At 32.6% G+C, this 18790-nt stretch carries 13 protein-coding genes; 5 read left to right on the top strand and 8 right to left on the bottom strand.

All coding sequences use genetic code 11. The features are described from left to right. Complete coding sequence (gene bshA, locus EYD46_RS02860) at window positions 1–1137, top strand: N-acetyl-alpha-D-glucosaminyl L-malate synthase BshA (protein ID WP_130935536.1); 1137 nt, start codon at window positions 1–3, stop codon at window positions 1135–1137. Window positions 1138–1183: 46 nt separating this feature from the next. Here the strand turns inward: bshA and EYD46_RS02865 are convergent, their stop codons facing one another. The 7 genes from EYD46_RS02865 to EYD46_RS02895 all read right to left on the bottom strand — a co-directional run bounded on the left by EYD46_RS02865 (window position 1184) and on the right by EYD46_RS02895 (window position 12366). Next, complete coding sequence (locus EYD46_RS02865; protein ID WP_130935537.1) at window positions 1184–1657, bottom strand: hypothetical protein; 474 nt, start codon at window positions 1655–1657, stop codon at window positions 1184–1186. A gap of 51 nt (window positions 1658–1708) precedes the next feature. Continuing rightward, window positions 1709–4120 (bottom strand): alpha-ketoacid dehydrogenase subunit alpha/beta, encoded by a 2412-nt coding sequence (locus EYD46_RS02870; RefSeq protein ID WP_130935538.1) that lies wholly within the window; start codon window positions 4118–4120, stop codon window positions 1709–1711. 158 nt (window positions 4121–4278) lie between these two features. Then, on the bottom strand, window positions 4279–7110 hold the full coding sequence (locus tag EYD46_RS02875) for a gluzincin family metallopeptidase (protein WP_130935539.1): 2832 nt from the start codon (window positions 7108–7110) through the stop codon (window positions 4279–4281). A gap of 90 nt (window positions 7111–7200) precedes the next feature. Further along, window positions 7201–7890, bottom strand: coding sequence for an LOG family protein (locus EYD46_RS02880; RefSeq protein ID WP_130935540.1), 690 nt, complete (start codon window positions 7888–7890; stop codon window positions 7201–7203). A gap of 39 nt (window positions 7891–7929) precedes the next feature. Beyond that, window positions 7930–10761: an excinuclease ABC subunit UvrA gene (uvrA, locus tag EYD46_RS02885; RefSeq protein ID WP_130935541.1), complete on the bottom strand. Its 2832-nt coding sequence runs from the start codon at window positions 10759–10761 to the stop codon at window positions 7930–7932. Window positions 10762–10884: 123 nt separating this feature from the next. Beyond that, window positions 10885–11583, bottom strand: coding sequence for a hypothetical protein (locus tag EYD46_RS02890; protein WP_130935542.1), 699 nt, complete (start codon window positions 11581–11583; stop codon window positions 10885–10887). A gap of 180 nt (window positions 11584–11763) precedes the next feature. Beyond that, window positions 11764–12366: an acyl carrier protein phosphodiesterase gene (locus tag EYD46_RS02895; protein ID WP_130935543.1), complete on the bottom strand. Its 603-nt coding sequence runs from the start codon at window positions 12364–12366 to the stop codon at window positions 11764–11766. Between the two features lie 78 nt (window positions 12367–12444). Here EYD46_RS02895 and glmM point away from each other — a divergent pair, with 78 nt between their 5' ends. Beyond that, window positions 12445–13833: a phosphoglucosamine mutase gene (glmM, locus tag EYD46_RS02900; protein WP_130935544.1), complete on the top strand. Its 1389-nt coding sequence runs from the start codon at window positions 12445–12447 to the stop codon at window positions 13831–13833. 43 nt (window positions 13834–13876) lie between these two features. Here glmM and EYD46_RS02905 read toward each other — a convergent pair whose 3' ends face one another. After that, window positions 13877–14758 (bottom strand): lysophospholipid acyltransferase family protein, encoded by an 882-nt coding sequence (locus EYD46_RS02905; RefSeq protein WP_130935545.1) that lies wholly within the window; start codon window positions 14756–14758, stop codon window positions 13877–13879. 62 nt (window positions 14759–14820) lie between these two features. On the opposite strand from EYD46_RS02905, the gene EYD46_RS02910 reads away from it, so the two are divergent. The 3 genes from EYD46_RS02910 (at window position 14821) to EYD46_RS02920 (ending at window position 18757) form a co-directional block, all read left to right on the top strand. Then, window positions 14821–15456, top strand: coding sequence for a rhomboid family intramembrane serine protease (locus EYD46_RS02910; protein ID WP_130935546.1), 636 nt, complete (start codon window positions 14821–14823; stop codon window positions 15454–15456). A gap of 273 nt (window positions 15457–15729) precedes the next feature. Then, complete coding sequence (lon, locus tag EYD46_RS02915) at window positions 15730–18180, top strand: endopeptidase La (RefSeq protein WP_130935547.1); 2451 nt, start codon at window positions 15730–15732, stop codon at window positions 18178–18180. Continuing rightward, a complete protein-coding gene (locus EYD46_RS02920; RefSeq protein ID WP_130935548.1) occupies window positions 18164–18757 on the top strand; it encodes a LysM peptidoglycan-binding domain-containing protein in 594 nt (197 codons plus the stop codon). Before lon ends, EYD46_RS02920 begins: the two co-directional genes overlap by 17 nt. Window positions 18758–18790 lie beyond the last annotated feature (33 nt).

Genomic DNA, 18790 nt, shown 5'->3' on the forward strand with positions numbered 1-18790 from the left:
ATGACAATAGGTATTGTATGTTACCCTACATTTGGAGGTAGTGGTGTTGTTGCTACAGAATTAGGTTTAGAATTATCTAAACGAGGACATGAAATACATTTTATAACTTATAATCAACCTGTACGATTGGAGCTTGTAAGCAACAATGTGCATTATCATGAGGTTAATGTGCCAGAATACCCATTATTTCATTATCAGCCTTATGAACTGGCATTGTCTAGTAAGTTGGTTGATATGGTAAAATTGCACAATATAGAAATTTTACATGTACATTACGCAATACCACATGCTTATGCTGCGTATATGGCAAAAAAAATGTTGCAAGAAGAAGGCATTAACGTTCCTATAGTAACAACGCTTCATGGTACAGATATCACGCTTGTAGGTAGTCATCCTTTTTATAAACCTGCAGTAACCTTTAGTATCAATAAGTCTGATGCAGTTACAGCAGTGTCCCAGAGTTTGAAAGATGACACAATGAGGCTGTTTGATATTAAAAATGACATTCATGTAGTGCCTAATTTCATAGATTTAGATAAGTATAATAACAGTTTTACAGATTGTCAACGTGGTATGATGGCAACAGATGATGAAAAAATTATTACTCATATCAGTAACTTAAGACCTGTAAAGCGTGTTCAAGATGTGATCAAGGTATTCTATGGTATTCAAAAAGAAATACCTGCAAAGTTGATGTTTATAGGTGAAGGCCCAGAAAAGGAAAATGTTGAACAACAGTGTGATGACTTGGGCATTTTAGATAAGGTAATTTTCTTTGGAAGAAGTAATGAAATAGACAAAATATTATGCTTTAGTGATTTATTCCTATTACCTTCTCAAACTGAAAGTTTTGGTTTAGCAGCCTTAGAAGCAATGGCATCTAGAGTTGCAGTTATTTCAAGTAACACAGGAGGTATACCAGAAGTGAATGTTAATGGTTATTCTGGATTTTTAAGTGATGTTGGAGATATTGATAATATGGTAAAAAACGCATTACATATTTTAAGTGATGAGCAAAGACTTAAAGCTTTTAAAGTAAACGCTAGACATCAAGCGGAAAAATTTGATTTACATGCTATAGTGCCGAAATATGAAGCTATCTACGAGGATACACTGTCAAAATGTTTAGTATTATAGGTAAAGTAGGTAGTTGTATTTACTTTTTGCAATTTAATTATTGATTCTATTCTAAATCTTCCAGCATTACATTATAATCATATTGTAAATCTTCATGTAGTTTAGCAACTGTTTTTTTAGCTAGTAGTATCTGGCGATGGTACATGTTTTGTAATTGAGTGCTTCGTTTTATGCTTGGCTTAAAATCTTTTAATTTTCCACAGAAATAAAGTAGCAGTTCCACTTCTGTTTCTTTTTGTTGAGAGTATCTAATAAATTTTTTAATATTTCGTAAAATCTTACGAATACTCTTTTTTATATAGTAGAAATTGTTAGTATTGATCAATTCAAATTCACTATCAATAAAACCTTTTACTGTTTGTATATAACCAGTTTCATTATGAGATTCGAATAGAAGATAGGTAAGTAGCTCTTTATTTTCTTTTTTAAAGCGCGCTAGCCGCAAGCACAACTGTTGCAATTCAGCACTAGAAAGCATGTTTAATTCTTTTTTTATTTCTGGAAGATTTACGGCTTTCATATAAAATTTTCAAGTGTAAAAAAGGAAATTGTAACTGATAAAATCTTTTATTTATGTCAATTTTGGAAAATCGATAGGACTCAATTCGTGCATAACGTCATAAACGAACTCAAAGATATCCTCCGTAGAAGGTTTTGAGAAATAATCTCCATCATTGCCATAAGCTGGTCTATGTGCATTCGCGGACATGGTTTTAGGCGCACTATCTAAAAATTCAAATGCATTCTGTTCGTTAAGGATTTTATCCATTATGTATGCAGATGCTCCACCAGGCACATCTTCATCAATTACTACAATACGATTAGTTTTGGCAATACTTTTTACAATGTCATGGTGTATGTCAAACGGAACTAATGATTGAATATCGATGACTTCTGCGTCAATACCTACTGTTGTAAGTTGTTTTGCTGCTTCTTCAACTAGTCTTAATGTTGATCCATAGGATACAAGAGTAATGTCTGAACCATCTTTAACGGTTTCAACCACTCCAATTGGTGTTTTAAAGTTGCCCATATTAGCAGGCAGACGCTCTTTTAATCTATAGCCATTTAAACATTCCACTACTAAGGCAGGGTCGTCGCTCTCTAAAAGGGTATTATAGAACCCAGCTGCTTTAGTCATATTTCTAGGTACTAAAACAAGAACACCCCGAATAAGGTTTAACAGACCACCCATTTGAGAACCAGAATGCCAAATGCCTTCAAGTCGGTGCCCACGAGTTCTAATAATTAAAGGCGCTTTTTGTCTGCCCTTTGTGCGATAGTGTGTTGTAGCTAAATCATCACTAATTACATTAAGCGCATATAAGACATAATCTAAATATTGAATTTCTGCAATTGGTCGTAAGCCTCTTAGTGCCATTCCTATACCTTGACCTATAATAGTAGCTTCTCTAATTCCTGTATCAGCAACTCTTAGTTCTCCATATTTAGCCTGTAAACCTTCTAAACCTTGGTTTACGTCACCAATGTTACCTGTATCCTCACCAAATACTAGAGTTTCAGGATGCTTACTAAAAATAGCATCAAAATTATCACGAATAATGATTCTTCCATCTACTAATTCAGAAGTATCATTATATGCTGGTTTAACTTCAGTTACGTGTAGTGCAGACTTATCAGTCTCACAATATAAATGCGAACTAAATTCATGTTGAATAGCTTTAAAACGTTCATTAATCCAATTTTTTAATTTTGTGCTTTCTAGGGTTGATTCTCCAATTACATACCGTAAAGCCTTACGCCCATGAGATAAGATGTCTTTTCGCGTAGGTTCGCTTATAACTTCTAATGTTTCTTTAAGTTTTGAAATAAAAACACTGTTAGAGCTTGATTTTGATAGCTCATGTATTAAAGTTACAAGCTCGTTTCTTTCTTTTTTAATTGGATCTAGAAAGGTGTTCCACGCTTTAGTTTTTTGCTGTTTTACTTCACGCTTTATAGTGCGTTCAATATTCGTGAGGGTTTCATTGGTAGCGAAGTTGCTTTCAATAATCCATTCACGCATCTTTTTGTTACAATCATATTCTGACTCCCATTTTAATCTCTCACCAGATTTATAACGTTCATGCGAACCAGATGTTGAATGCCCTTGCGGTTGTGTAAGTTCAGTTACGTGAATGATTACTGGGACATGCTCATTTCTGGCAATTGTGCCAGCTTCTATATAGGTTTCAATTAAATTAGCATAATCCCATCCTTTAACACGAAGAATTTCAAAACCCTTATTGTCTTTATCTCTTTGAAACCCTTTAAGGATTTCAGAAATATTTTCTTTTGTAGTTTGGTGTTTTGCGTGTACAGAAATACCATATTCGTCATCCCAAATACTTGTAATCATAGGAACTTGTAGTACTCCTGCAGCATTTATAGTCTCAAAGAAAAGGCCTTCGCTTGTACTAGCATTTCCTATAGTTCCCCACGCGACTTCATTACCGTTAACTGAAAACTTAGCTGCATTAACATTTTCAAATTCTTTAAAAATTTTAGAAGCTTGAGCTAAACCTAAAAGTCGTGGCATTTGTCCGGCAGTAGGGGATATATCAGCACTGGAATTGTATTGTTTTGTTAAATCTTTCCAATTACCATTTTCATCAAGACTATGGGTTACAAAATGCCCCCCCATTTGTCTTCCTGCAGACATTGGCTCAAGCTCCAAGTTTGTATTAGCGTATAAGCCAGCAAAGAATTGCTCTACGGTTAATTCTCCAATAGCCATCATAAAGGTTTGATCTCTATAATATCCAGAGCGCCAATCTCCTTTTTTGAATGCTTTAGCCATTGCTAATTGTGGCACTTCCTTACCATCTCCAAAGATGCCAAACTTTGCTTTACCTGTAAGTACTTCACGCCTTCCAAGTAAACTACATTCCCTACTTGTTACTGCAACTTTATAGTCTTTTAAGACTTCAGCTTTAAAATCATCAAAGGATATGTTGTCTTTCAAGTCAGTGAGTGATTGCATGTTTTGGTTGATTGATAAGCGCTTGCGAAATTACGAAATTCAAGTAGATTTTGCAATTAAATCAGATGTTAAAAAGATGCTAAAAATGTAATTTTCAATATAAAAACGAAAATATTTTTTATTATTTTCAAAAAAAACATTGAATATAAAAGAATATGTTAATACCAGCGTCTTCTAAAAAGGCCCAAAAGCGATTCAGGGTCAACAGTAAACCTAAAACGAATTTTCTGATCGTAATTGGGTTGTGCAATTTCCCAACCTAAGTTGGAATACACTGGAAAGTAAATTTCAAAATAATCAGTTACTAAATTAATGCGAACCCCAGAATCATAAACGAATTTTGCAGGATTAAACTTGTTCTTAACTAGTCCAAAATCGCCGTAAGCTAAAATGTATTTCCACAGTGTTGTACTTATGTTAGTAGTGGCCATCCACTGGTTGGCGAATGGGACTTCTAGTTTAGACTTAAAACCACCTTCCGCTTCAATGAATTGTTGGCTAAAAATACCTGAGGATTCAGAGCGCCCTAAATAGTTGTATTCAAAAAGATAATCTGTAGGCCTATCTAAGGCAAAACTAAAAAAGTTAGAATCTGCTGCATTGTTATTATCTAAAAAGATACCAGAGAAAAAACGTAAATTTAGCTGTCTGTTACTCTCAAAAAGTTTTCTGAATTCATAGTTAAAAGACAGTTTACTAAAGGTTCTTGCTACCTGAAAGTCTGCATACCACTTACTAAAATTTATCAAATTATCATTAGAATGTATATAACGAGCATTAAATACCGAGTAATTTGGCTCATCACTACTATTAGGGTTTAGAGGATCTTTATCTCTATTAAAGTCTAAGAATCTTAAGCGGAGTAATTGTCTTTTGTTAGATCTAAAATCGTCATCTTCTCTGAAAGAAAAGGCAATAGAAGGTGTTATACGACTTACAAATAAATCTTCGGCATAAGACCTGTAGGAGTAACTGGCACCATAGGTTATTGCAAACAAATCTCTATTTTCAAGATAATGTGTCATAAATGCAGAGGCACCTCCTGTTATTGATTTTGAGCCAAGGGAATATTGTGGCTGTATTTTATATTTTAGGTTTCTTCTAAGTAAAGTGGCATTATATACTTTGGCTCCCAAATTGAGTCCATCATAAATGTTATTGAACTCCACTATTGGCATAAAGAATACTTGATTGTAATTTGGGTCTTCAACATCTTGAAATAACCTGAATTGTAGGGGTTTGTTATTGAAAAAGAACCCTTTAAGTGATTTCCAATTGTCTCTTAAGTTAATTTCTGGTGCAGCGTTATTGTAGTTAAGCACTAGCTTATTTGCTTCATTTCTGGGTATTGTAATGGTTTTTTGTTCTTCTATATTTTCTACCCAATATTTAGAGATGATACTATCATTATTAAGCGTATATAGTGATACAGGCATACTATTATCACGCTTATTCTTAATGGTTAGAGTGATGGAGTCCTCTGTTTTGCTAACCTTTTTGATTTTGAAATCAATCTTTTTTCGGGTTTTTAAATAATCTTCAAAAAACCAATCGATATCTTTTTCAGTTCTAGATTTTAAAAAGGTTTCAAACGCTTGAGATGATGTCTGCTCAAGCTTATTTTTTTTTAGGAATGGCTTTATGGCATCTTCAAATACATTATGATTAATAAAGTCATCAAGGTATTTCAACCCAATTCCAGCTTTATATTTATTTGCAATACTGCTATTAAACTTTAATAAAGAGTCTTTTTGCATTAACAATGGTTGATCCCTATTGGTCCTTGCCATGCTCATAAATCCAAGCTTGTATTTATCATTGTAATGCAAATCAGCAGCATGAAAAGATCTAATACCCCATATCTCAGCTAATTTTCCCAAAAACTTCACATTAGGATAGTTGTCTTCAATGTATTTTATTAGAAAGTATATTTGAATACCATCTAAAAGCCAATGGTCTTTTCTGGGGTTAACCAATAATGTGTTTTCAAGATAGTTATGTAATGCTACTTTTAATAGCCGCATTTCATATTCAAACGTATCTGGAAAAGGTTGAAGAAATTTTGGTAAAGAGGTTAGCCCATAAACTGGGTCATTTGTATTATCAATCTCTGTAAGTAGTAGTTTTTCATGTGGGTAAGCTCCAAGATTATCTGTTATATAATTAATGATTCTATCATTAATTAAAACTTTATCTACAACTTGCAAGTTGTTATCATATAAATCTGAAACTATCTCAATATTATCATTCTTAATTGATTTAAATTTTGAGTTTTTACTAAGATATAGCTTACTGTTAATTCTATCTTTTCCATGCAATATCTTAGTTGTATGATCAGTGTTCTGTAAAGATTCAATAATGTTTAATTCTGATGTTAACCTATAGTTTTTAGGATAAGTAAGCTCTAGTTTTATATCTGATTTTGGTTTAAATAAATCATTTATATTTTTGTTGCTATAGTATTGCCAATCAGAATTGTAGATAGCGGGCGTAATATACCAATACCTTAAATTAAAATCATTTTCTTTTGTGTAGCCATAACTAGTAAATTCACTACTTGGTATTTTAACAATGTAATTGAGTTTTATGCTATACGATTGATCTGGAAGTACGGGTTGTAACATGTTAATTTTAATAACATCAATCTGATTTTTTAACCTTGTATAAGTTAAACTATCTTTTCCATGCAGTATTGAAGTCATTTTTGTATAGCCACGTTGTTCATCGTTAGCAAGATGAAACCTATTAATATATTCATCGGCTAATCGTATAGCCAGATCTGTTTTTTTAGAAGCATAGCTATTACTCCAGTCGTTTAAATAAATTGTTTTTAAGGTGTCTTTTGAAGTGTTTTTGTAACTAATAGTTTGTGAGATGGTAATTAGTTTGTTCTCAACATCAAATTTTGCTTTAATGTCGATTATATTTTGACTGTAACCTATTGTACAATATGTTAGCAGTAATAAGTAAGCTAAAAACCTGAACTTCAAATTGTAATTTTTAGTTTATAAGATTTGTAATAAGGCGCACCAATATAGCAAATTATATGATGCATACTTAGTTTAAGGCTTAGTAATGATTTAGAAATTAGGTGTTAATCTTGATTCTTCATAGAATGTATCCAAGATTTCAATTACCTCATCTTCAGTATCAACTAGATGAATTAAATCCATGTCTTTTGGACTAATATTACCATTTTTTTCTAACAAAGTAGATTTAATCCAATCTATTAGTCCTTGCCAAAAGGTTTTCCCAACAAGTATAATTGGAAATTTTTCACTTTTATGCGTTTGAATTAATGTTATGGCTTCAAATAACTCATCTAAAGTTCCAAAGCCACCAGGCATAACTACAAATCCTTGCGAATATTTAACAAACATAACTTTACGAACAAAGAAATAATCAAAATCTAAAACCTTGTCAGAATCTATGTATGGATTATCATGCTGCTCAAAAGGTAAATCTATATTTAAACCAACCGATGTTCCTCCACCAAGGTGTGCCCCCTTGTTACCAGCTTCCATAATTCCTGGTCCGCCACCAGTGATAACACCATATCCAGATTCTACAATTTTTTCAGCAACTCTAACAGCAAGTTGGTAATATTCATCTTCAGGCTTTGTTCTGGCTGATCCAAAAATAGAGACACAAGGCCCTATTTTACTCATTTTCTCAAACCCTGAAACAAATTCTCCCATAATTTTAAATATGGCCCAAGAATCATTAGTTTTTATTTCATTCCAGCTTTTATGCCTTTGTTCTTTTCTCATTGTTATAGTATTTGTATGCCCCTTTCGGGTATTTATTTTTTAATTTAATTCTTTTTTTAAAAATTTGGCTGTGTAACTTTTTTGGTCTTTAACAATTTTCTCAGGGCTACCTTCGGCTACTACTTGTCCGCCACCTTTACCACCTTCGTACCCAATATCAATAATATGGTCTACTGTTTTTATAACATCTAAGTTATGCTCAATAATAAGCACAGTATTCCCTTTATCAACAAGTTTATTTAGTACAAGCATCAATACCCTTATGTCTTCAAAATGTAAACCTGTGGTGGGTTCATCTAAAATATATAAGGTATTGCCTGTATCTCTTTTACTCAATTCAGTGGCGAGCTTAATACGCTGCGCTTCTCCACCAGATAGGGTTGTGCTTTGCTGTCCAAGCGTAATATAGCCTAAGCCGACATCTTGTATTGTTTTTAATTTTCGATATATTTTAGGTATGTGCTCAAAAAAGTCTACGGCTTCATTGATAGTCATGTTTAAAACATCACTAATATTTTTTCCTTTATATCGAATTTCTAGTGTTTCTCTATTAAAACGTTTGCCATGGCATGTTTCGCATTCTACATATACATCAGGAAGAAAATTCATCTCTATAACTCGTAAACCACCGCCTTTACATGTTTCGCAACGTCCACCTGCTACATTAAAACTAAATCTACCAGCTTTGTAACCTCTTATCATAGCTTCAGGTACCTTAGCGAAAAGACTTCTAATTTCGTCAAACGTTTTAGTGTAAGTAGCGGGGTTGCTTCTTGGTGTTCTTCCTATAGGGGATTGGTTAATATCTATAACCTTATCAATATGTTCTAATCCTTTAATACTTTTGTAAGGCATTGGCTTTTTTACACCATTAAAATAATGTGCATTTAAAATGGGGTAGAGGGTTTCGTTGATTAATGTAGACTTACCGCTTCCTGAGACACCAGTAACTCCAATCATTTTTCCTAAAGGAAATTTTACAGATACATTTTTTAAATTATTACCAGTGCACCCTTTTAGCTCTAGAAATTTCCCATTGCCTTTACGTCTTTGTTTAGGAACCTCAATTTCCTTTTTACCATTTAAATAATCTGCGGTAAGTGTGTTATGAGATTTTAATTCTTCAGGATTACCAATACTAATAATTTCTCCACCATGTTTTCCTGCTTTTGGGCCTATATCTACAACATAATCTGCTCGTTCTATCATGTCTTTATCATGTTCTACAACAATTACGGAGTTACCAATATCTCTTAACGATACCAAAGAGTCTATGAGCTTTTGGTTATCCCTTTGGTGTAAGCCAATACTGGGCTCATCTAAAATGTAAAGCACGCCAACTAATTGCGACCCTATTTGTGTAGCTAATCTAATTCGTTGGGCTTCTCCACCTGAAAGGGATTTAGAACTTCTGTTTAATGATAAATAATCTAACCCTACATCCAATAAAAATTGTAAACGATTCTTAATTTCTTTTAAGATTTCTTCCCCAATTTTTAATTGTGTAGTTGATAAGGTTTCATGCAAACTATTAAACCATTTAGTTAGTTCAATAATATCAGTATTTGCAAGTTCTGCTATGTTTTTATTATTTATTTTAAAATAAAGGGATTCCTTTTTTAATCTAGAACCTTCACAAACTGGACATTTAATTTTATCCATATAGGCTTTTGCCCATCGTTTTAAAGATGTTGAATCTGCTGTTTTGTATTGATTCTCAATAAAATTAGCAACCCCTTCAAAATCTATTTTGTAATCGCGGGTAACTCCCAATGTTTTGCTTTCAACAGAGAATTTTTCATTACCGCCATAAAGAATTACTTGTTTAGCTTCATCTGGAATATCCTTAAATGCATCACTGAGTTTAAAGTTATAGCGTTGGGCTATGGTTTCAAACTGTTTAAATATCCAACTTTTCTTTTCTGGACCATGAGGTGCTAAGGCTCCATTTTTTATAGATAGCGTATCATCTGGAATGATTTTTTTTTCATTAACTTGATATAGTTCTCCTATACCATTACAATTTGGACAGGCACCTTTTGGAGAATTGAATGAAAAATTATTAGGTTCTGGATTTGGGTATGATATTCCTGAAGATGGACACATTAAATTTCTACTAAAATAGCGTGCTTTGTTTGTATCTTGGTCTATAACAATTAGTACGTCATTACCGTGATACATTGCAGTATTTATACTTTCAGAAAGTCTTTTGTTGTTATCAACATCTTTATTTACTACTATACGATCTATTACTATTTCAATATCATGCGTTTTGTAACGATCTAGCTTCATGCCTTTAACAAGGTCTTTAATTTCACCATCAGTTCTTACCTTAACAAAACCTTGTTTGGCTATCTGCTCAAATAATTCTCTATAATGTCCTTTTCTAGAACGAACTACAGGAGCAAGAATATTAATTCTCTTATTTTCAAAATCTTTAAGAATTAGTGCTTTTATTTGTTCATCACTGTAGCTTATCATCTTATCGCCAGTATTATAGCTATAAGCATCACTTGCTCTAGCAAATAATAAACGCATAAAATCATAAATCTCTGTGATGGTTCCAACGGTAGAGCGTGGAGACTTACTGGTAGTTTTTTGCTCTATGGCAATTACGGGAGATAAACCATCAATTTTATCAACATCAGGGCGTTCAAGACCACCTAAAAACTGCCTTGCGTAAGCTGAAAATGTTTCTATATATCTGCGTTGTCCTTCAGCATAAATGGTATCAAAAGCTAATGATGATTTTCCACTCCCAGATAACCCAGTAATAACAACTAGTTTTTCTCTTGGAATGGATACATCAATATTTTTTAAGTTGTGCACGCGTGCACCCTTAACTTCTATCTTTTCTTCAAATTCAGTCATAGCAACGCAAAGTTGCGAAGTTACGTTTTTTGAAGTTAAAAACGAAGATGGGGTAATGTTATAAAAGCGTTAAAGATTGAGTTTTAATACCGAGTATTGTTTTTTAAGAAAAGATCTTATAAACTAATCGGTTTTAATATCTGAGATTTCCATACCAAAAAACAATATTTTATGAAATTTAGGAAGTTTCATACCTGTTTCTACAATTTGCCAATCATTCCATGAGGCAGATAAACCATCTATTGGGGTGTTAGAGTCCCACATGTTAAAGCTTTTTGGCTTTCCTGAATCGTCAAATCGCCATAAGTATGACGCTTCATTGCTATAGGTTATTAGGAGGGCTTTTTCATCGTCAGGTAGAACAACAAGTTTTCGAGATACCCCTTTATCAAAAGCTTGAAAAGGTGCAATAAGCCAAAATACATCATTTTTAAAATACTCTTTAGCTTCATCAACTAAATCTTGCCCCATCTCTCCTTCTATAGTAAACCCATGTACAAAAGCTTTACTTTCTGTATGATCTTTTAAATCTAATCTTATTTTGTAATCTTTCCAAAATACGTCACATGTACTTTTAGTTTTATCCCACTCATAGTGTCGTCGGTTTTTAAAAGTCCATTCAATATAATCGGTACTAGTATATGCTTCATAATTTAATGCCACCAGCATTTTAGTAGCTAAATCGTCAGCAGCTTTACCCTCGGTGCCATTTGGCAAGTCTTGATGATGTTTAAAATATAGAAAACCGAAAAAAAGAAGGCTTGGAAGTGTTAAAAAAATAACAACTCCTAGAATAATTTTTATTGTTTTTTTCAGTTTCATTATAATTGTGCAGATTGAGGCTTTAAGGGTCTAAAGTATCAAATATCATTCGGTTACAGAAATATAATGTATAAAAACCGATGCTTGCCTTATCCTCTCGATAACTTGTATTGACTATCAGCACGTTATCGCTTTAAAATGAGTTATATCGAAATTCAAAAATTTGATTTTATAGCACAATTAATATGATAATTTTGCATTTAGTTCAATAATTTTTTCATTTGAAAATGTAATAAGTTCATTAAAAAAACTAGTGAATTCTTCTTCAAATTCTGTATAAAACTCTTGCAATTCCTCTGTAGCTTCATTCATGCTAGATCTATTCTTTGTTCTCCTATTCATACCAGCTAAAACTTTTGCTATGCCTTCAATAGATGCATAACTTAAAAGCCAATTATCTGTAATCATATAGGGCATCATTTTTTGAATACGTTTAGGTAAAATATCATAATGATGCTCTAAGGAATTGTAAAAATTATTCACGTAGTCTTTTAAAGGCGTATCACTATAATTATCCCAGTTTTTTGCTAAAAAATGATCATAAAGAATATCAACAATAATACCTGAATAGTGGCTATACTTTTTATGTAGACGTTTTGTACTCTTTCTAACGGTTTTATGAGAATCAGTATATGTGTCTATATGCCGGTGGAGTAATATGCCTATTTGTATATCTCTATCGTATTCTTGGTAACTATTACCTTTTATGCCATCAGCTATAAAGTTTCCAACAGTTACCAAATCGTTATCTCCAGAAAGATAAATATGCGCTAAGTAGTTCATGTGTGAAATTTACAAATTCCAGTTTTACAAATACAATTTTGAAACTGTATATTTGTTCCTTAATTTGAAAATAACATAATGACACTAATAAAATCTATTTCAGGAATTCGAGGGACTATAGGTGGAAAAGTAGGCGAAAACCTTACACCTATTGATGCTGTTAAATTTGCATCAGCTTATGGTGCTTGGTTAAAACAAAATCGCAACAAAGAGAATTATAAAGTTGTGGTTGGTAGAGATGCAAGAATTTCTGGTAACATGATACAAAATTTAGTAATGCAGACTTTAGTTGGTCAAGGTATTCATGTGGTGGATTTAGATTTGTCTACAACTCCAACAGTTGAAGTTGCTGTACCTATGGAACATGCTGATGGTGGTATTATTTTAACAGCTAGTCATAATCCAAAACAATGGAATGCTTTAAAACTTTTAAATGAAAAAGGAGAGTTTTTGGATGCAGTAGAAGGTGCTAAGATTTTAGAATTAGCAGAAGCGGGTAATATAGAATTTGCGGATGTTGATAGTTTAGGAAAGATTACTAAGAACGATGCCTATTTTGATTTGCATATTATTGAAGTTTTAGATTTACCTTTAGTAAATGTAAAAGCCATTGAAAGGGAGCGATTTAAAGTAGTCGTAGATGGTGTGAATTCTACAGGAGGCGTTGTAATTCCTTTACTTTTAGAACGTTTAGGTGTTGATGTGGTAAAACTATATTGTGAACCTAATGGACATTTTCCGCATAACCCAGAGCCGCTAAAAGAACATTTAACGGATTTATCTGATGCCGTTAAAAAACATAACGCAGATTTTGGAATTGTAGTTGATCCCGATGTAGACCGTTTAGCGTTTATGGATGAAAACGGAGACATGTTTGGAGAAGAATATACACTAGTAGCTTGTGCAGATTATGTACTGAGTAAAACTCCAGGAAATACAGTTAGTAATATGAGTTCTACACGAGCATTGAGAGATGTTACCGAAAAGCACGGTGGTATGTATGAGGCCTCTGCTGTAGGAGAGGTAAATGTTGTAAAATTGATGAAGAAGAATAAAGTAGTTATTGGTGGAGAAGGAAACGGAGGTATAATCTATCCTGAGTTACACTATGGACGTGATGCTTTAGTAGGAGTCGCTTTGTTTTTAAGTTTATTAGCTGAAAAAGGTATGAAAGTAAGCGAGTTGCGCAAAACATACCCGAATTACTTTATGAGTAAAAAGAAAATACAATTAACGCCAGATTTGGATGTTGATGGTATTTTAAAGACAATGGAAGACCGTTATCAAAATGAACAATTAACTACCATTGATGGGGTAAAAATAGATTTTTCTGAAAGTTGGGTGCATTTACGTAAGAGTAATACAGAACCTATTATTAGAATTTATACAGAAGCCAAGACTCAAGAAGAAGCAGATGTCTTGGCAGATAAGTTTATTGGCGAGATTGATGCCATAGCTAAATCTTAATTATAACAATATAACATCATTATTTTTTCAAAGCATCTAATTTCTATTTAGGTGCTTTGTCTTTATGTTTCCAACGCTTATGTGTCCAAAGATAGTATTCTGGGGCTTCATGTATTTGTTCTTCCACCAATTTTAGGAATATATCGGTAATTTGGTAATCTTCGTAGTCTTTTGGGGTTAGTGTGATAGTTTTAAATGTAGTTTCGTAATAACCACGTTTTAATTTTTTTACTCCAAAAAATACTACAGCCATGTCTAGTTTTTTAGCAAGCATTTCAGCACCAGTATGTACGGGTACTTTTATACCCATAAATTCATTCCAATGGTACGCTTTATCAAGTTTAGGTGATTGGTCAGATACAAAGCCGTTAATAGAAATAATACCTTCTCTTTTTTCTTTAATTAGTGTTGGAATAATTTCTTTGGTAGTAATTAGATAGCTATTATATTTTGCTCTAATACGCTTAACCAGTTTATCAAAATATTTATTAGCTAATTGTTTGTAAACAGCATTACCTCTGGATTTTACATAAGTTTGGAGTATAAAAATCCATTCCCAACTTCCATAATGTGCACACATTAAAATGATACTTTTGTCTTTAGCTTCAATATTCTGTATCAATTCTACATTGGTAAATTTAAAACGTTTTTGCATGTCTTCTTTAGAGATAGTTAAAGACTTGATAGCTTCAACAATCATATCGCATAAATGATGGTAAAACACCTTAGTTATACGTTGTATTTCCTCATCTGTTTTATTGGGAAAAACTAAATTCAAATTACTCTTAACTACTTTTTTGCGGTAGCCAAAAACACGGTATAGCAGAACATACAACCCGTCTGAAACCATGTATAATAATCTAAAAGGGAGTATAGAAATAAAATATAAAAAAGGATAAAGCAGAATATACGCTAGAAAATGCATTTATAAGTTTTAGATTTGTAAGCGCAAAGATATATTAATTTGATTTTAAACGTTTCTACTCTATGGGTAAAATAGATATTGTTACAATAGTTATTATAGCGGCTAATGTCTTAATCTCTTATAAAGGATTTAACGACTTTAGTTTTTTTGAAAAGTATAAGTTTAATGTTGGCGGATTAAGAAGGGGAGAGCAGATAAGAATGTTTAGTTCTGGGTTTTTGCATGTGGATATGCAGCATTTACTTTTTAATATGGTAACACTTTATTTTTTCTCCGGATTAGTGATATTTAGATTGGGTACTGTAGGTTTTCTCACTGTTTATATTGGTAGTCTATTAATTGGGAATTTTTTATCTTATTATTTTCATAAAGATGAATATGATTATAGTGCGGTAGGCGCTAGTGGTGCTGTCATGGGGATTATATATTCTGCTATTTTATTTGATCCTATGATGAAAATAAACTTCTTTATACCTGGTTTTGCGTTTGGAATTGGCTACCTGCTTTATTCTATTTACGGCATGAAAAAACGTATAGGTAACATTGGTCACGATGCACACTTTGGAGGTGCGGTTGGAGGGTATATTTTAACACTTATCTTGGCGCCTTATTTATTCCAAACTAGTCTCTTGTTTGTTGCATTACTGGCAATTCCTATTATAATTCTATTTATCATGCAACGGATGGGGAAGATTTAAGTAAAAAAGTGTTATTAATTGCTTTTTAACTAATATTTTTTTGCTCCTCATAGAAACACCTATTGGATAAACATCTTGTTGACTACTATATTTAGATGTATATGTTGTTTTTATTTCATAGTAATTAGCCGTGGCATAACAATTGAACTTATAACAATGATAAATATCTTGATATGTTTGTAATTGTTTGATATCTAGGTGTTTTTAAATATTTAATTTGAATTTGAAAAAAAGGTAAAAGCTGTTTTAATGACAGAATGACCTATATATTACATGAAGAAATCTAATTTTATAACATTTGACAGTTTGTCATTACAAGATTTTGATGAAAACTCAGAATTAATTCCATTAATGACACCTGAAGATGAAGAAGCTATAAATAATGAAGAACTCCCAGCATCGTTACCTATTTTATCGTTACGAAATACGGTATTGTTTCCGGGAGTAGTGATACCAATTACAGCAGGTAGAGACAAATCCATAAAACTGATTAATGATGCTAATAAAGGCGGTAAAGTCATTGGAGTTGTAGCTCAAAAAGATGAAACTGTAGAGAATCCAAAGGGAAAGGATATTTATAATACAGGAACTGTAGCCCGCATACTAAGGGTTTTAAAAATGCCAGATGGTAATGTTACTGTTATTATTCAAGGTAAAAAACGTTTTAGGGTAGAGGAAGTAGTTTCAGAGGAACCTTATATTACAGCAACGATAAAAGATTTGCCAGAGGCAAAACCTGCACAAAAAAACAAGGAGTTTAGTGCAATTATAGATTCTATTAAAGATTTGGCTTTAGAGATTATTAAAGAAAGTCCAAATATTCCTAGTGAAGCGTCATTCGCTATTAAAAATATCGAAAGTAATTCGTTTTTGGTAAATTTTGTGTCATCTAACATGAATCTTTCGGTTTCCGAAAAACAAGAACTTTTAGAGAATAATGATTTAAAGAGTCGCGCATTGGCTACTTTAAAGCACATGAATGTGGAGTTTCAAAAGTTGGCATTAAAGAATGATATTCAATCTAAAGTACAGATGGATATGAGCCAACAGCAACGTGAGTATTTCTTGCATCAACAAATGAAAACCATCCAAGAAGAATTAGGCGGTGTGAGTCATGATGAAGAGATTGATGAGATGAAAGCCAAAGCAAAAGACAAGCTATGGGATGAAAAAGTTGCTAAACATTTTGAAAAAGAAATAGGTAAGCTACAGCGCATGAATCCTCAAGTTGCTGAATACTCTATTCAACGCAATTATTTAGAATTATTTTTAGACTTGCCTTGGAATGAATTTAGTGAAGATTTATTTGATTTAAAACGTGCTAAGAAAATATTAGATAGAGATCATTATGGTTTAGACGACGTAAAACGAAGAATTGTTGAGTATTTGGCAGTTCTAAAATTACGTAACGATATGAAATCTCCTATCCTTTGTTTGTATGGTCCTCCAGGTGTTGGAAAAACATCATTAGGAAAATCTGTTGCAGAAGCATTAGGCAGAGAGTATGTACGTATTTCTTTGGGAGGTTTAAGAGATGAAGCGGAGATTAGAGGACATCGAAAAACTTACATTGGAGCTATGCCAGGACGTATTATACAAAGTTTAAAAAAGGCAGGAACGTCCAATCCTGTTTTTGTTTTAGATGAGATAGATAAACTTTCAAACTCACATCAAGGCGATCCTTCTTCAGCAATGTTAGAGGTTTTAGATCCTGAGCAAAATAATGAGTTTTATGACAACTTCTTAGAAATGGGGTACGATCTCTCTAAAGTTATGTTTATAGCTACTTCAAATAGTTTAGCAACCATTCAGCCAGCATTAAGAGATCGTATGGAAATCATTAATGTAACAGGTTATACCATTGAAGAAAAGGTAGAAATAGCTAAGCGTCATTTATTACCAAAGCAATTAAAAGAGCATGGTTTAAATGCGTCTCATTTAAAAATAGGAAAACCCCAGTTAGAAAAAATTGTAGAAGGCTATACCAGAGAATCTGGAGTGAGAGGCTTAGAGAAACAAATAGCTAAAATGGTTCGTTTTGCAGCAAAGAATATTGCAATGGAGGAGCAATATAATATAAAAGTAACTAATGAAGATGTTATTGAAGTTTTAGGAGGACCAAAGTTAGAGCGCGATAAATATGAAAACAACAATGTAGCTGGAGTCGTTACTGGTTTGGCTTGGACAAGTGTAGGTGGCGATATTTTATTTATAGAATCTATTTTATCTAAGGGGAAAGGGAGCTTAAGTATTACAGGTAATTTAGGTAAAGTAATGAAGGAGTCGGCTACAATAGCCATGGAATATATAAAATCCAATGCAGATAATTACGGCATAAACCCAGAGGTATTTGGTAAATACAATGTACATATACACGTTCCAGAAGGTGCAACACCCAAAGATGGACCAAGTGCAGGTGTTACTATGTTAACATCTTTAGTATCTTTATTCACTCAAAAGAAAGTAAAACGCAGTTTGGCCATGACAGGAGAAATTACACTTCGTGGTAAAGTATTACCAGTAGGAGGGATTAAAGAAAAAATTCTTGCAGCAAAACGCGCTCGTATCAAGGAAATTTTGCTTTGTGAAGACAACCGACGTGATATTGAGGAAATAAAACCAGAATATCTTAAAGGGTTGACGTTTCATTATGTAACAGATATGAGTGAAGTTATTGACATCGCCATCACTAAACAAAATGTAAAGCATGCTAAAAAGCTTTAGGCATATCTTTTTTATTCTATTTTTTATATCAAGTGCTTTAATGTATGCACAAAGTAAGCCTGTATACAAAGATGTGTTGTTAAATGGAAAGCCAGCAAAGTTGAATGTAGAAACTGGAGAGTTTATACAAGTAAATGGTAATACCATTGATACTATTAAACCAGTTCAAGTAGATTCTAAAACAGTAAAACACAAAGAAGTAATTGGTAGTAGCGATTCTAATGTGAAAAAACCTGTAGTTAAAGATGCTTTAGTGAAAATCAAGGATAAACCTACACCAACATTTCATATTGTAAAAGCTGGAGAAACACTATTTGGTGTATCAAAAAAATATGACGTTTCTTTAATTGATTTAAAAAAAGCTAATAATTTGGAAACCACATTGATAAGTGTTGGGCAAAAACTAAGAATAGCCAATTTTGATCAGATAGATACACTTGCAATATGGATTGTAGAAAAAGGCAATACATTGTATAGTATAGCAAAGAAAAACAATACTACGGTTAAAGAACTAAAGCAACTAAATAACTTAAAAAGCAATACGATTATCATAGGTCAAAAATTACGTTTGAAATAGAAATATTTTCCTTAAAAAAATAAATGATACATA

This window comes from Hyunsoonleella pacifica, from assembly GCF_004310335.1.
Lineage (GTDB): Bacteria > Bacteroidota > Bacteroidia > Flavobacteriales > Flavobacteriaceae > Jejuia > Jejuia pacifica.